Here is a 15,357-nt window from a genome sequence, read left to right on the forward strand (position 1 = left end):
ATCTTTCAACTTTAATTTTAAAGGTATAAATAATAAAACTTTCTACAGTAATCAAATTCTTATATAGAAACCCATATAACTACAGAATGCTCTGTAAGCTTGTTAAAGGCGTTTTATGGTATTTACTACTCTCCAACCACTCTAGTGCAAAGATAGGTTTTGATGTGCTGCTCTGAGAAGAGGGCTATCCAAAATGCGAAAACACTACGGCAACTTCTGAAATGTATTATTGAAGCTAAGATCAAACAAAAAAAGGATATGCTGATTTCTGAATATAAAGCACTGCGTAAACAACTAGATACTGCAAATAAGCTATCTGAATTTGTTGATGTAAATCTAGTGATCGAGAGTTACTGGTCTTACTTAAGTCAGACCTTAACCTGTCTCAAAAAGATTTAGCTGGCCACTTCTTATCCAAAGAATTGTTTGCAGAAATTGGGGATTGTTTTAGGTTATCTTTTTTTAGTTTATCTAAAATTAACATAATGCACGTTATACGTAATGCTTGAAATTTTCCTATAAGCATCAATATTTTAGTCAAAGCCGTTCTAGGGTTCAGCGCACTAGAGCGGCTTTTTCATGATTCTTCATGTTCCACGACTATTATGTAACCAATTTTTTACAAATTTAATTAGATCTGCTCAACCATTTAATCCGCTGATAAATGAAAAAAGGAAGCCTTAGCCTCCTTTTTATTACCATTAATTTAAACTTAAATACCGTATTTCACACGATAAGCTTCCATTTTCGCCAAAGCTTCGCTTTCACCTTTGGCATCTAAATAATTCATTAAATCTTTCATGGTAATTAAGGCATGTACAGGAATTTCTAATTCTTTTTGTACTTCCTGAATTGCAGATAATTCACCCTGACCTTTTTCCTGACGGTCTAATGCCACCAACACACCTGCAATTTGTGCACCTGCATTTTTTAGAATCGTGACCACTTCACGAATCGCTGTTCCTGCGGTAATCACGTCATCAATGATCCAGACTTTTTTGCCTGCAACCGATGCACCGACCAACACACCACCTTCACCGTGGTCTTTGGCTTCTTTACGGTTAAAGCCCCATGGCACACTCACGCCATGATTTTGCGACAATGCTACAGCCGTTGCTGCTACAAAAGGAATCCCTTTATATGCAGGGCCAAACACTACTTCGACATGATCACACTGGGTTAATTTATCTGCATAACCAGAAGCCAATAGTGATAAAGCCTCACCATCATTCAATAAACCTGCATTAAAAAAATAAGGACTCACTCGACCTGATTTTAAAGTAAACTCACCAAATTTAAGCACACCACGTGATAAAGCGAGTTCGATAAATGCTTGTGGGTTAAATTGAGCTGGCGTTGACATGAGGTGCTCCGAAATTCATACATTGAGGTTATGACTGCGCATGATACCAAAGAGTAGCTACCCAAGTGATCAAAAAATTTTACGAGTGGTTTCAATTAACGTAAATGGCTTACGTTCATCGGTGACCAAAGGCTTATTGGAATGGTTAGAACAGTCCGATGCCGATGTGGTCTGTATGCAAGAAAGCCGCATCACTCATGCACAATGGACCGATAAATTTAAACCTGAAGGCTGGTATACACATCTATTCCCTGCGGAACGTGCGGGTTATGCAGGCACGGCCATTTATAGCCGTTTACCCTTTGTGTCAGTCCAAGATGGTTTAGGTTTTGAACTGGCCGACTCTCAAGGACGTTTTATTAGTGCGGAATTCGATTTAGGTTTAGATCAACCCGTACATATTTGCTCTTTGTATTTACCTTCAGGTTCGTCAGGTGACGAAGCGCAAGCACGCAAAGATCATTTTTTGGAAAATTATCAACAGATTCTCAAACAATGGCGCGCTGAAAATAAATCGATCATTGTGTGTGGTGACTACAACATTGTGCATAAACGCATTGATATTAAAAATTGGTCGGGCAATCAAAAATCTTCAGGCTGCTTACCGCATGAACGGGCTTGGCTCGATCATATTTATGATGAACTGGGTTATGTCGATACCTTCCGCGAAGTCCGTAAAGAAGCTGAACTTTATTCTTGGTGGTCGAATCGAGGACAGGCCCGTGCCAAGAACGTCGGTTGGCGTATTGATTACCAAGCCTGCTCACCTGACTGGAAGTCACGCACAGTCAATGCTTGGGTGTATAAAGATGAATGGTTCAGCGACCACGCACCCGTCATTATCGACTATCAAATTTAATGAATTGGTTTATTTGAGTGAACAAATGTTCACTCAATATTATCTTTTTGCTCACAGCACATGACGTATTTGTGGTCTTTTTATCCTAGGTCAGAAACGGCATCATAGCGGCACGGCACAGGGACATGTCAGGATGACAGCAAAGGGATAGGAAGCCGTAGGATGGAATAAAACACAACTCGTTTTGAGTTTGTTTTCAAGGATGTGACAATGGACGTTGTAATGAGACCCGCATAATCAGGATGATTAAATGCGGGTTTTCTCTTTTTTATTACTTATTTTTATTTAAGCGCTGATGTTCTAATTGTTTTAACATTCTTGTTCTTCATGAACATAGCATGCCAAGTTTAGATTGCAATTCGATGACAATGCCCATGACATCTGCATCTTTCGCCTAATTTTCCAACAATGCTAGAGAAAGCCGATTTTTTTGTTTACCCTATGCTCAATCATTATCTTCGGGAATTTACTCTGCATGCTTAAAATTTATGGCATTAAAAACTGTAGCTCTATGAAAAAAGCCTTTGATCTATTGACCGAACTGGGCTTGACCTATGAATTTCATGATTATAAAAAGCAAGGGATTGATGCCGAAACGCTTAAAGTCTGGTTGGAACACATCGGGCAAGAGCTCATTTTAAATAAGAAAGGGACGACTTGGCGTAAACTCACGGAAGCGGAACAACAGTTTGCTCTAGCTTCACAAGACCAATTGATTGAAACGCTGATGGCACAGCCTAGTTTAATCAAACGCCCTGTTTTACACACCGCACAAGGCTATATTGTCGGTTTTGATGAAGCCGCCTATCGAGCAATTTCAGCTTAAGGCACCAATGTTGATTATAAAAAAAGCCTGATCATCTATCAGGCTTTTTCACATCTCTTTACTGCTTTAGTTGACGCGCACCCAAGTTTGGTTACGTCCTAATACCGCTACACCCAAATAACCACGAAGCTCAAGCTTTTTGCCACCCGAAGTCAGTTCACCTTTTAAGCTGTAGGTTTTGCCATTTTTGGGGTCTAAAATTGTACCCTCATCATATTTCGTGCCACCAGCATTTTTTAGACCACGAACAATGGTTAAACCTTTCAATGATTTGTTGTGATATGGACCTTCGCATTTACTACAGGCATTTTCTTCGCCCGCCGTTAAAATACTTTGAATACTGGCAGTCAAAACACCATTTTTTTGCTCAGTAAATTTCACAACCGCACGCGGTTGCTTAGTTTTATCATCAATGGTTTTCCAAACTGTACCATTTAACGGATCAGCCGCATTGGCAAGTACGGTGAATCCGAGCAATCCTAATGCAAGTGCAATCTTTTTCATTTTTGTTGATTTCCCTAGTCTGTTCTGTAGACGTCTTTCAGTATTGTAAAGCCACAGCAAATTTGCAATTCTTGAATGTGACTGTTTAGTGTACCCTTGTAATTATTTTGGGTAAATAGACCACTATTTAGGCATAATTTATAACAAAATGGAACAACCATGAAGATTTCAGCACCGTGGAAACAATTCATTACAGAAAGCCTTTTAAAAACGACCATCCGCACGCCTAGCCAATACAATCTTCCCCCGAATATGCTGCGCCATAGCTTAGAACAACTCTGTAAAATTTTCCCAACTCAGGCAGATGTCCAAGTTCGCCCTTTACGTTTAGGGCAATTTCATGCTGAAGAGCTCAAACCGCAACAGGAATCGACCCAGCTCATTTTTCATATTCATGGTGGGGTTTTTTTTCTCGGTTCACTGAATACGCATCGTGCATTTTTGAGCCAGATCGCAGCACGGACACAAATGCAGGTGTTACATGTCGATTATCCGCTCTCACCAGAACACCCCTTCCCAGAAGCAATTGATGCTTTATTTGAGATGTATTTAAATTTGCTGGATCAAGGCATTCTAGCCAAAGATATTATTTTATCGGGCGATTCTTGCGGCGCAAACCTTGCAGTTGCTTTGGCCATTAAAATCCGTCAAGCACAACTCGAACAGGTCAGCGGCTTAATTTTGCTTTCGCCATTTTTAGATTTGACCCTGACCAGTGAATCGCTGCGCTTTAACCAAAAGCATGATGCCTTACTTTCTATTGAAGCCCTCGAAGCGGGCATTGATTACTATTTACCTGCGGACATTGATCGTGGTGATCCACGCGTCTCACCTTTATTTGATGATTTGACGGGTTTACCGCCGACACTGATTCAGGTCGGTTCTAAAGAAATTTTAATGGATGATGGACAACGCTTCAAGCAACAAGCCGAGGCCGCAGGCGTTCAAGTTGAATTTAAAATTTATACGGGGATGTGGCATAACTTTCAGATGTTTAGTGCTTGGTTTGAAGAAGCCCAACAAGCTTTAGCCGATTTAGCCGCATTCGCGCACCGCCTCGATAAAAACTAACATGCCATAAAAAAAGGTCAGCACATGCTGACCTTTTTGTTTTTAAGCCTTCAAACTTAAATGAGTTTGACCTGTGCCAAAGCGGCTTCAATGGCCTTATTTTTCAGTTCTTCACCCATGTTGACACCTTCAGCACGCACCACATCTACCTGCTCGACACCAGTAAAGTTAAACACGGTTTTCAAAAAGCCTTCTTGGAAATCCGCAGGGCTATTGTCGCCATAGACACCACCACGACTGCTGGCAATATAGACCTGTTTATTACCAGCCAAACCAACAGGGCCATTTTCAGTGTATTTAAAGGTTTTGCCTGCAACGCTAATACGATCAATCCATGCTTTTAAGGTTGAAGCCAAACCAAAGTTGTACATGGCTGCACCTACAACGACCACATCTGCAGCTAAATACTGCTGGATAATTTGCTCACCTAAAACTGCTTGCTCAGCATTTTGGCCCATTAAGATTTCTGCAGTTAAATGTGGAATCGGCTGTGCTGCCAAATCCAAATACTCAACCTGTATATTGTCGTGCTTCGCTTGTAATTGCTCAACAATCGCTTGACTCAACTGGCGTGAAACCGAGGCTGTACCTAAAATGCTTGAGTCGATATGTAAAACTTTCATGATGCCACCGTAATTTTTGCTCTCTTGGAATAGAAGCAAGTTTAGGTCATCTATAAAAATAGAATAATTACTTCTGTTAATACACTATGTTCTATTTTTAGAACAAATTTAAATCTCCCTGAAAAAGAGAAATATAAAGCAATCAAAAGTTTGATTAAAATTTATGCTATGGTTGGCAAAAATAATTCTCGCTTTAAAACAACAAAGGAACTGTTGATCTTGAGGGAATAAAAATCAATGACGACCAACTCACCTCCTCCATCTCCAGCCTCGCTTCAACATAGACTCAAGAAAATTCTGCTTGAATATGGGGTGGTCATGAACTGGAATACCTTGAATAAATGTATTCTGATGTTAATTTTAGGCTGTGTGACCCATCTGATTTGGATGCTCTGGAAAATTTTTATTTGGTTGAACCCCAGCCTATGGAGCATGACCAATGTAGGACTAATTAAACAACAAATTGTACTGAATCTGATTTTTATCGTTGTACTCAGTAGCCTGATTTATCCCTGCGTTTACTGGCAACACCAAGCTTGGGTCAAACGTTTTGTGCCCTATATTACCGTGTGGTGTTTTATTACCTCTTTATGCCGAGATGCCTATCTAATTGGCGTACTCAGCCCTGCAACCTTAAGCTCTTTTGTCAGTTTACTCACGGTCGGTTTAATTTTATTTCCCCGTTCAATTGTTTACAGCGCCTTAATTCCTTCAACTGTATATTTATTTGTTTGTGGTTATTTGAGTTTACATGGCAGGTTGCCTTACGCCCCCATTTTCAATTTACCCAATGATGCCTACGCCAATGCATTTTGGGTCGGAAGCATGCTGTATTTCATTACCCCTGTGGTCATGATTTGTCTGATCTTATTTGAAATTCTACTCAGTCAATGGCGCAATCGTGAACAGCTCATTCAACAACTCAGCAGAATTGATCCACTGACCAATACCTATAATCGGCGTAGTCTGAATCAATATTTAGAGCACATCCAACGTAAGAAAAATCAAAATTATGCCTTGGTGTTGCTTGATCTGGATCATTTTAAGTCGATTAATGACTGCCATGGGCACCACAAAGGCGATGAAGCCTTGATTCTGGTCGGGCAACTGCTCAAGCAGCATTTACGTGAGACCGATATTGTGGGACGTTTTGGAGGAGAAGAATTTTTATTGCTGCTGTATCACAGCACGCTCGAACAGGCCCAACACACGGCGGAACGCTGTCGCGCTGCAATTGAACATTTAGAATTGAAGGACGATCATGGCAGCCGTATTGCACTGACTGCCAGCTTTGGAATTTCAACTGCACAATTTCCTTTAACGCCCTTTCAGTTACTGACCCAAGCCGATAAAGCCCTATACTCAGCCAAGGCATCTGGACGTAATCAGGTGCATATTTTCCAAGCGCAAGTGGAAAACGTGGTGTCTGTCAGTTAGTTGTCTTTATTCTCACTTACTCAGCTTCGGTTTGATAGGCTTCCAAATAATTGACCCAGCGCCCTTCCACCATGGCTGCTTCAACCCAAGCCTGTACTGCAGGATGTTGTAACATGCTTTGCATATAACGCTGACTCGATGCAGACACGGGTAAAGCATAGGTTTGAAATCGCATCACGACAGGCGCATAAAATGCATCGGCAATACTGAACGCCCCACATAGGAAAGCATCAGGATCGGGACGCTCTGCCCAAATTTGCTCAATGCGTGCTACATCCAGTCTTAACTCGCTATCTTCCGCCCAAAGCCGTTGACCCACTTCTGCCAATTGCGCCCGAATATTCATGCCACAGAGCGTTCTTAATTGGCTAAAGCCACTGTGCATTTCTGCACTGATACTTCTGGCTCTGGCACGTTGTACTTTATCCTTGGGCCAAAGCGCATACTCAGGATATTGCTCTGCCAAATATTCACAAATGGCCAAAGAATCCCATACTTTGATCTCTTGATCATACAAAATCGGGACTTTGGCATGGTCCGAAATGGCCAATAATTTTTGCTTAAATGCTCCAACGGAACGTTCGCGATCAAAATAAATCATGTGCTCTTGAAAAGGAATTTCAAAGGCTTTGAGCACCAACCAAGGACGCATCGACCAGCTGGAATAATTTTTATTGGCAATATAAAGCTCTAACATGATTAAGGTCCTAGATCTTGTCCGAATTGTTTTAATTGTTGTAACAGCTCAGCTTCGCTAAATGCTCCTGTTAAACGGAGTCCGCGAATTTCCTGTTGTTGAGGGGTCAAAAATAAATAGGTCGGTGGACCTAAAATATCCCATTGATTCAATAATTGTTGATGACTGGCATCGTAATGACTTAAATCCAACTTAATCAGCGTGTATGGACTGAGTGCTTGCTGGACTTGGGCTGATTTTAAAATGCGATGCTCAATCGGCTGACATGCCACGCACCAGTCTGCATAAACATCAATCACAATGGCCCGATCTTTCGGAGCTTGTGCCAGAATCTGCTGAAACTCTGCGGCGGTTTGCGCCACATGCCACTGCATCTGTTGTTGCCCCTGTTCTACGAAGAAACGCTGGCTTTGTTGATATTGGCTATACAGCACATAAGGCACCACCAACAGCAGAATCACAAGATATAATGGCCGTAAAGGCGATTGTTGCCATAGGGCACGATACAGCGCATAACCGATAAAGCTGAGACCCAATAACAGACTTAAACTCTGCATCCAGCCTTCTGAAAGCAAGGGGCGAATAAAATAAAGCGCTAAGGCCAACATCAGAAAGGCAAATAACACCTTAATCTGGTTCATCCATAAACCTGCTTTTGGCAAGGCTTTAGCCCCAAGAATACTGGCCAGCAATAAAGGTAGGCCCATACCAAAACCCAGCGTAAACAACAGTAAAGCACCTTGCCACTGATTCTGGGTTTGAGAAATAAATAGCAAAGCGCCTGCCAGTGGTGCCGTCATACAAGGGCCGACCAGCAAAGCTGAAATCATCCCCATAACTGCCGCGCCAATCAGGCTACCGCCTTTTTGCATCGACTGCCAATGATCTAAACGATGTACCACTGCATGTGGCAAACGTAATTCGAATAATCCAAATAAATTGAGCGCAAACACCACGAACAGCAAACTAAATGCAATTAAAGTTGAGGGCTGTTGTAACCAACGCTGAAAGTTCAACCCTGCCGAAGAGGCGACCAAACCCAACACGGCATAGACCATCGCCATACTGCATACAAACACCAAAGCAATCATCCATGCTTTAACTCCGCGCCGATCACGTACAATCAAGGAGCTGAGAATTGGGATCATGGGTAAAGAACAAGGGGTAAATGCCAACAAAATACCCAAGCCTAAAAACAGCAATAAACCGTAAATCGGTGAGCGCTCGGCTAATTGTGTAGACCAGTGTTGGTCCTGCGCCGTTTGTTGTGCAGGTGCTGAAAGGTTCTGATCTAAGGTATCTGGATTTTCGGCAGAAAAAGTATTGCTATTCGCGCTTAAATCTAACAACCGTTTGGGAGCGACCGTTTGGTTCTGTAAGGCCACCAAACCATCTGCATCGGTTTTAAATTCAATGGTTTGTGGTGGATAACAAATACGGTCTTTGGCACAACCTTGCCAAGTCACTTGATAGGTTTGTGAAGCCTGCGTTGGCACATTAAATTGTACCTGCTGATAATAGACTTGAGTTTGACCATAGTTATCATCATGCAAAGCTTGCGCTGGCGGTAATGTTAATGGTAAGACTTGCTGACCTTGCCGCACCTCAAATTTATGCTGATACAAATAATAATGTTCAGGGATATTCCAATGTAACTGCACTTCCTGTGCAGTTACAGATTCGACTTGAACAGGAAAAGCCTCTTCGGCAGATAATAAGGCTTGCTGCGCATGCAGGAAGGTTGAACAGAATGCCAACAAAACAGCACACAGCCCGAGCACACTGCGCCCATAAGATTTTGAAAGCAGCAGAGACTTTTCCATAAACAAGACTGACACCCTTAGAATAAGTATGAAACGCCTAAACCTGATTGATAACTTTTATCTGCACCACTGAGTACCACACCAACACTGGCATCGAACTGAGTACGGTCATTCAACGCATAAATAACCCCCGAGCCCAGTGAATATTCATAATGTTGGCTCTCTGCTTTGCGATATACAAATTCAGAAAAACCAGACCATTTGTCAGAAAGTTTATAGCCAATCGTAGGGATTGCCGTCACAGCCCAATCACCATTTTGGACTTCATAGCGCATGGTAATCGACGTGTCGACCAAGTCGTTTTGTTTATAAGAAACGGCTGTTGCCAAGGCATAAATATCATCTTCTGCGGTAAAACCGTCATTCCCGGTTGCCAACACCGCTTCCACAAGCACGGCCATGGTCAAGTTGTCATCGTTCAAATCAATTGCACTTTTTAAACCGATGCTCACATCACCTAAACCGTCTTCATCAACCGTTTTACCCGCTTGCTTAACCTGACTCCAAGAAGGACCTTGCCAACCCAGTTGTAATTCTAAGTTATGTGCTATCCCCGTACGAAGTAGCATGTCGGCATTCAGCGTGGTCGTTTTTTGCTGCACACCATTGACCGTACTTTCTTCATAGTTCGCGCTCGGTAAACCTTGTTCCCAAGCCAGTTGCCCAACAGGGGTAATCCCTGTTCCAAGGCCTGAACCTGGTCGATCAAAAGAAAAGTCTGCCGCAAAAGCTGGACAAGCCGCACCAAGGGTTAGTGCCAATACGCCACATTGTTGTAAATTTTTCATAATTTGCCTCGGTGATTAAGCCAATTCTTTCGACATTTTTGCACCCTGACTACGCAATAGCTCTAGGGTTTGACGCTCTTCAGGCAAGGCTTCACCCCAGTTAATTTCATCAAAGTCACAATCAAAAAATAAATCACTAATTGAAGATAAAATCGTCAGCCCTTGCTCATCACGGGTATTTGGATCAACCTTAATAGCCAACAAACGCTGTACAGCAGGTACACATGCTGAACTTGCGGCATCCCAAAGTGGGCCATACAACTCTTCGCTGTCCCATAAATGAAAATTAGCTTTGGCTTGAATTAAGGCTTCCAAAATATCCAAATGAACGGCTAATTCTTGCTGTTTTTGTTCTTCGCTGAGTCCTTGACCTGCTTCATAGGCTTCGCTGACATGTTCCCACCATTGAAATAAACCATCCGACCACACGGAAACAGCAGGTCCTTTTTCAGCATCAATAAAGTTTGGATCTAAACCACCAGCCAAAAGATGTTGTACTTGTGGCAGGTCTAATTCTTCTATCGCCTGCACAAAGACTTGTTGTTGTGCTGTTAACATGGAACATACTCTTTCATCAGTTTTAGAATATTATGCCGAATTCTCGGTCATTTGTTTTAGGTAAATGTATATCTAAAGTTTTTAATTCATATAAAAAAGCCCCGCAGGGCTTTTTTCTATTTTAGGCTCAATCAGTTGAGCTCAATCTTCATCATCAATTACATCTTTGTCTGCATCAGCATCCGCAAATTCTAATTGCCCACCTCGGGGATTTTCTCTTTTTTCAAACAGATGCTCAAGGCTACGTTTCAAACGATCCATAGCGCCATGAAAGGCAGTATCCACATTATGAGCTTTATGATTCACAACCACAGGTTTTAATCCTGCTGGACGTGCTTCAATCATACATTTAATATCATCATCGCCGCCTTTTACGCCATTTTCATCACTTAAATGTACGGAGAAATGGGTAATACGTTCACTATGACGTTGAAATTCTTGATTCAGTTCTGCACGCACATAACTAATTAAACGATCATTATTTTGAATGTTTTTATCTGTACGGATTTCAATGTTCATAATCTCATCCTCTTTATTTATCTGAATCTTTTTTGTGCAAAACTTTTCTATCTTGGCACGCTTGTAACTTGCTGTTTACACAGCATTCGAACATCTTGAATCAATTTTGGAACCAATCTCCTCATTGAAATGATGAACACTTTTGAGTCTGCAGAATCGTGTCCTTGTCCTTTGAATATCGGGCTTAACTCAAAAATATGCAAGTGCTATTTTAAAAAAATTATCAAAAGGATAACCAATTGTGACAACTCCTTACTTGCATGGTCAAGAACTCATCAACTCGATACGTAGCGCACGCTATTCCCGTCATTTAATTGGCTATCCATGGCCAAATTCTCCTGATGCTGCATGGCCACATTAGGCCCGTATTGCAGTGCAGTGCGTACTAAATTATGAAGAAGGTGGAGAAAACCAAATCGAGCATGGAGATGCAGGTTCGGAACAATTTTGATCAGAAATTTTTGGCTACCCTCTTCTCGGTTGATAGACCAGACGAGATAGCCCTCAAACACGACATTACGGGCTGAGTTTCCGCAGATCCAGTACGACAGTGATGACTATAGTGATGATGACCTTTCTGGATCACATTGACCCATACTGCAGGTGAATGTCGCCCGCGCCTCATTATTCCTTATACGCTGGATAGCAATCATGTGAAATTCAGTGCTGCCAATGGTTTTAGTACCAGTGAGCAATTGTTCCAGTATTTAAAAAATTCTTTTGATGTTTTATCTGCTGAAGCGGAACATCGTCCTCAAGTGCTCTCGATGGGTATGCATGGCCGCTTGCTTGGTCATTCAGGGCGCTTTAAAGCCTGACAAAAAGTTTTAGATTATATTCAATCACATGAACAAGTCTGTATTCATTAGTTTTATTGCATAATCGTGCCTTAAAGATTGTTCACCTCAGTGCACAATAGAATACCACCCGACGTCCCTTTTTATATATGCTCTCACTCGACTCAAAGCTCCCCACAATTGACCATTCAGTTAATTATTTTTCACAGAATCGGTGCAAATCTTTGTCTCATAAAACTTTTATGTTACTGAATAAACACCCAATAAATTTAAATCGTATTTTTACATCCGCAAAAAACCAATAAAACATATACCATTTGGTAAAATTATCAATATTTTCAATGACATTGATTAGCGTTTTTCCATCTACATTTCAATGGCTGATTTTTTAAATTATTGGTCAAATTTGGCTTTATTTTTGCTAAAGAATCTGTATCCTTTATACGCTTTCTCGGGGGAGATATTTTTAATGAAACTGACTCAAATTGCAGCAACGTGTGCATTGGCTACGGCTGCGACTTTTACTCAAGCAGCGCCAATCTGGCAAGATTTTAGTATCACGGGTTTATATGGTGAAGATTACCAACTGATTGCACGTGAAGACGAGCAAAGTACGGTAACTTTTGAATACGCAGCAAAATTGCAATATGGTGATTTTTTCGCTTTTGCTGACCGTACCAATAACGATGTGAGTGGCAACGAAACTTATTTCGAAGCTTCACCGCGTTTGAGCCTTGGTGCCGTCTCTGGTCAAAAACTTGAGCTTGGACCAATTAAAGATGTATTGGTTGCAACCACTTGGGAAGGTGGTGAAGGCTTCAATAACTATTTATATGGTATTGGTGTAGATTTAGCGATTCCATATTTCCAATATGCACAAGTCAACCTCTACAAAGCTGACAATGATGTGCAAAAAGATGACTACCAAATGACTTTGGTGTATGGTGCGCCATTTAAGTTAGGTTCAGAAGACTTCTTGGTTGATGGTTTCTTGGACTGGTCAACTGCTGAAAAAGGCGATCACGCGAGTGAAATGAACTGGACCTCGCAGTGGAAATGGAATGTGGGTAAACACATTTCTCCAAGCACACGTTTATACCTCGGTGCTGAATGGTCAGTATGGAACAACAAATACGGTATTTCGGGTAAAGATGAAAATAACGTCAGTGCCTTAATTAAATACCATTTCTAATGGGTTAAATAGACGTTAAAAAAGCAAGACATTAGTCTTGCTTTTTTTATGGCTAAATGAAAAGTCTCACCGTTTAAATTAAGCGCTTTGGACGTAAATTTTCTGCAATGAGACTGATCACCGCATGATTCTGTTGCATGGCATTGCGATAAAAGCTTTTTAATTGGGTCAGTAATAAGGTCAATTCAGCTTGATCCAACTCAGCCGTGTTATTTCCTAATAACTGAGCAACATCGGAAGTAGGACGGTGTTGCCGACAATATTTTTGCAAATCTTCCGTGCTAATTTGTTCGAGTGCCTGCGTTAATTCCATCACATGGACCGCAGGGTTATAACGTGCAACAGGTTTTAATTTTGGATGTTCTGAGATGGGATATTCCGCATAAATTAAATCATGCAAACTCAAACTTGCTGAACTATGTTGGCTCAAGACCAGATCCAACACTGGCCATAGTTTCCCCAAATCGATCTGTTGCTGTAAGTTTGGCGCATGCTCTATATCCTTCATGCTGTAGGCATCAAGCATCAAATTTTCTAAATCATTCGGGGCAATGCTAAAAAGAAACGCGTCCATGATGAGCACCTTCTTATATTTATTGAAATTAGCTTAGCTCGATTTTTACGGCAAAACACTCGCTAAAATGTGTCAATTCAACAGTAGTTTGTAACCTCAGAAGCAAACGATTTTATTTCTGTTGGTCTTATTCAAAACTCGCTGTATTGATAAAGGCCATTTCGCTACAAGCATTTGGAGATTTCAATTCATACAGTTTGCCGTAGAATAAGCCTGACTCTATTCTTCTATTTGAATAACAATGAATATTTTTAAAATTTTAGCACTTGGCTGCACAATAAGTGTCTTTCTATCATTTTCCAGCACTCAGGCTGCGGAATGGAACTATGAACAAGAATTACAGCAAGGCTGTGGCAAGCTGAAACAATACGCTCGATTGGGTAAGCAATATTATGACCAAAAACAATATGCCAAAGCCCTAACCCAATTTGAAGATCAGGCGGCTTGGTCACATTTTTGCCAAATCAATGCCGAAGAGAGTGGTGTTAATGTTACAGATCGTGAGATCGAAATCGCCAACAATAATGTCGGGCTGACCTATGCCAAACTGGGCAGACCCCTTTGGGCACAGGCATGGTTTCTACGCAATCCTGATTCTAAAATGAGCCAGTTTAATTTATCCCAATTGCTTAAGATGCAACCTTCATCCTCTTTAGCAGGGACTTATGTCCGTGCAAATGGTTTCGGACAATGGGACTCCATCACCGTAAAGAAACTAAAAAATACTTATCAAATTGAATTTGAAGGCTATTACTTCGGGTTACGCGGTCTAATTTATGGACCAAACCTCGGCAACTTTGATGTAGAAATGCCGTTAAATCAGAAACATGCCGTGTACCACTATGAAGATTGTCAGATTGATTTGCAGTTTGCCTCACACCCACAGCAGGGACCGCAAATTGTGGTAGAGGAACAGCAAAATACATCAGGCTGTGGCTTTGGGCATAATGTTTCAGCCAGTGGTACGTACCTGAAAGTAGAAGCTAAATAATAAAAAAGCCTCATCAGAGGCTTTCCTGTTTAAATCGCCACTAAATCTTTAATGCCTTTTTCAGGCATTTCTGCACCTGCGCCCTGTGCAATCACTTGACCACGTGCCATCACGGTATAGCCATCTGCCAGTTCTTCAGCAAAGTCATAAAACTGTTCCACCAAGATGATGGCCATATCTCCACCATCGGCCAGCTTACGAATCACGCGGCCAATATCTTTAATAATGGACGGCTGAATGCCCTCTGTCGGTTCATCCAAAATTAAGACTTTGGGTTCAGAAGCCAGTGCACGGGCAATCGCCAATTGCTGTTGCTGCCCTCCCGATAAATCCCCTCCACGGCGATGCTTCATTTCATGAAGTATCGGAAAAATGTCATACAGATATTCAGGTACTTTTTTGGTTTTGGCACCAGAGAATTTCGCCATGCCAATTAAAATATTTTCTTCTACGGTTAAGGTCGAAAAAATATCCCGTCCTTGTGGGACATAAGCTAAACCCGCCCGTACTCGCTGTTCAGGACTCAATTTAGAAATGTCTTTGCCATCCAATAAAATTTGTCCTGACTTAATCGGTAATATCCCCATCAAACATTTCAGTAAGGTGGTTTTACCGACACCATTGCGCCCCAAAACCACTGAACATTCTCCAACTGGAGCTTGAAATGACACATCACGTAAAATGTGGCTGCCGCCATAATATTGGTTTACTGCATTCACCTCTAACATCTGCTGC

Annotated in this window: 16 protein-coding genes and 1 pseudogene; 7 read left to right on the forward strand and 10 right to left on the reverse strand. The window is 41.5% G+C overall.

The window, feature by feature from the left end:
- Nucleotides 1-712: 712 nt before the first annotated feature.
- Nucleotides 713-1,363, reverse strand: a complete 651-nt coding sequence (gene pyrE / locus E0H94_RS15705) for an orotate phosphoribosyltransferase (RefSeq protein ID WP_131324326.1) — start codon at nt 1,361-1,363, stop codon at nt 713-715.
- A gap of 40 nt (nt 1,364-1,403) precedes the next feature.
- Here pyrE and E0H94_RS15710 point away from each other — a divergent pair, with 40 nt between their 5' ends.
- Complete coding sequence (locus E0H94_RS15710) at nt 1,404-2,222, forward strand: exodeoxyribonuclease III (RefSeq protein WP_131327364.1); 819 nt, start codon at nt 1,404-1,406, stop codon at nt 2,220-2,222.
- Between the two features lie 475 nt (nt 2,223-2,697).
- Nucleotides 2,698-3,048, forward strand: a complete 351-nt coding sequence (locus tag E0H94_RS15715) for a Spx/MgsR family RNA polymerase-binding regulatory protein (RefSeq protein ID WP_131327365.1) — start codon at nt 2,698-2,700, stop codon at nt 3,046-3,048.
- 66 nt (nt 3,049-3,114) lie between these two features.
- On the opposite strand, the gene E0H94_RS15720 is transcribed toward E0H94_RS15715, so the two are convergent.
- Nucleotides 3,115-3,552, reverse strand: a complete 438-nt coding sequence (locus tag E0H94_RS15720; RefSeq protein WP_131327366.1) for a DUF2147 domain-containing protein — start codon at nt 3,550-3,552, stop codon at nt 3,115-3,117.
- Between the two features lie 159 nt (nt 3,553-3,711).
- On the opposite strand from E0H94_RS15720, the gene E0H94_RS15725 reads away from it, so the two are divergent.
- Nucleotides 3,712-4,623, forward strand: a complete 912-nt coding sequence (locus E0H94_RS15725; protein WP_131327367.1) for an alpha/beta hydrolase — start codon at nt 3,712-3,714, stop codon at nt 4,621-4,623.
- A 56-nt stretch (nt 4,624-4,679) separates the two neighbouring features.
- Here E0H94_RS15725 and E0H94_RS15730 read toward each other — a convergent pair whose 3' ends face one another.
- A complete protein-coding gene (locus tag E0H94_RS15730; RefSeq protein ID WP_131327368.1) occupies nt 4,680-5,246 on the reverse strand; it encodes an FMN-dependent NADH-azoreductase in 567 nt (188 codons plus the stop codon).
- Between the two features lie 237 nt (nt 5,247-5,483).
- Here E0H94_RS15730 and E0H94_RS15735 point away from each other — a divergent pair, with 237 nt between their 5' ends.
- The gene (locus E0H94_RS15735; RefSeq protein ID WP_205679308.1) at nt 5,484-6,683 is read left to right on the forward strand and encodes a GGDEF domain-containing protein; all 1,200 of its coding nucleotides are present in this window, start codon (nt 5,484-5,486) and stop codon (nt 6,681-6,683) included.
- A 16-nt stretch (nt 6,684-6,699) separates the two neighbouring features.
- Here the strand turns inward: E0H94_RS15735 and E0H94_RS15740 are convergent, their stop codons facing one another.
- The 5 genes from E0H94_RS15740 to E0H94_RS15760 all read right to left on the reverse strand — a co-directional run bounded on the left by E0H94_RS15740 (nt 6,700) and on the right by E0H94_RS15760 (nt 11,068).
- Entirely contained in the window at nt 6,700-7,380 is a 681-nt protein-coding gene (locus tag E0H94_RS15740; RefSeq protein WP_131327369.1) for a glutathione S-transferase family protein, read from the reverse strand.
- Between the two features lie 2 nt (nt 7,381-7,382).
- A complete protein-coding gene (gene dsbD / locus E0H94_RS15745; RefSeq protein ID WP_131327370.1) occupies nt 7,383-9,203 on the reverse strand; it encodes a protein-disulfide reductase DsbD in 1,821 nt (606 codons plus the stop codon).
- A 17-nt stretch (nt 9,204-9,220) separates the two neighbouring features.
- Nucleotides 9,221-9,991 carry a transporter gene (locus E0H94_RS15750; protein ID WP_131327371.1) on the reverse strand — a complete coding sequence of 257 codons (771 nt, stop codon included), beginning with the start codon at nt 9,989-9,991 and terminating at the stop codon, nt 9,221-9,223.
- A gap of 15 nt (nt 9,992-10,006) precedes the next feature.
- The gene (locus E0H94_RS15755) at nt 10,007-10,549 is read right to left on the reverse strand and encodes an ankyrin repeat domain-containing protein (RefSeq protein WP_116759148.1); all 543 of its coding nucleotides are present in this window, start codon (nt 10,547-10,549) and stop codon (nt 10,007-10,009) included.
- A 141-nt stretch (nt 10,550-10,690) separates the two neighbouring features.
- Nucleotides 10,691-11,068: an HPF/RaiA family ribosome-associated protein gene (locus E0H94_RS15760; protein WP_131327372.1), complete on the reverse strand. Its 378-nt coding sequence runs from the start codon at nt 11,066-11,068 to the stop codon at nt 10,691-10,693.
- 241 nt (nt 11,069-11,309) lie between these two features.
- Between E0H94_RS15760 and E0H94_RS19015 the strand changes: the two are divergent.
- Both E0H94_RS19015 and E0H94_RS15775 read left to right on the forward strand, forming a co-directional pair.
- Nucleotides 11,310-11,883: pseudogene (locus tag E0H94_RS19015) on the forward strand (hypothetical protein); the annotation flags it as partial.
- 451 nt (nt 11,884-12,334) lie between these two features.
- Nucleotides 12,335-13,057: an outer membrane protein OmpK gene (locus E0H94_RS15775; protein ID WP_131327374.1), complete on the forward strand. Its 723-nt coding sequence runs from the start codon at nt 12,335-12,337 to the stop codon at nt 13,055-13,057.
- Nucleotides 13,058-13,130: 73 nt separating this feature from the next.
- On the opposite strand, the gene E0H94_RS15780 is transcribed toward E0H94_RS15775, so the two are convergent.
- A complete protein-coding gene (locus tag E0H94_RS15780) occupies nt 13,131-13,631 on the reverse strand; it encodes a DUF1877 family protein (protein ID WP_131327375.1) in 501 nt (166 codons plus the stop codon).
- A 241-nt stretch (nt 13,632-13,872) separates the two neighbouring features.
- On the opposite strand from E0H94_RS15780, the gene E0H94_RS15785 reads away from it, so the two are divergent.
- Nucleotides 13,873-14,622: a hypothetical protein gene (locus E0H94_RS15785; protein WP_131327376.1), complete on the forward strand. Its 750-nt coding sequence runs from the start codon at nt 13,873-13,875 to the stop codon at nt 14,620-14,622.
- A gap of 29 nt (nt 14,623-14,651) precedes the next feature.
- On the opposite strand, the gene urtE is transcribed toward E0H94_RS15785, so the two are convergent.
- On the reverse strand, nt 14,652-15,350 hold the full coding sequence (gene urtE, locus E0H94_RS15790) for an urea ABC transporter ATP-binding subunit UrtE (protein WP_131327377.1): 699 nt from the start codon (nt 15,348-15,350) through the stop codon (nt 14,652-14,654).
- Nucleotides 15,351-15,357 lie beyond the last annotated feature (7 nt).

Origin of the sequence: Acinetobacter sp. ANC 4173 (assembly GCF_004331255.1) — a bacterium.
Lineage (GTDB): Bacteria > Pseudomonadota > Gammaproteobacteria > Pseudomonadales > Moraxellaceae > Acinetobacter.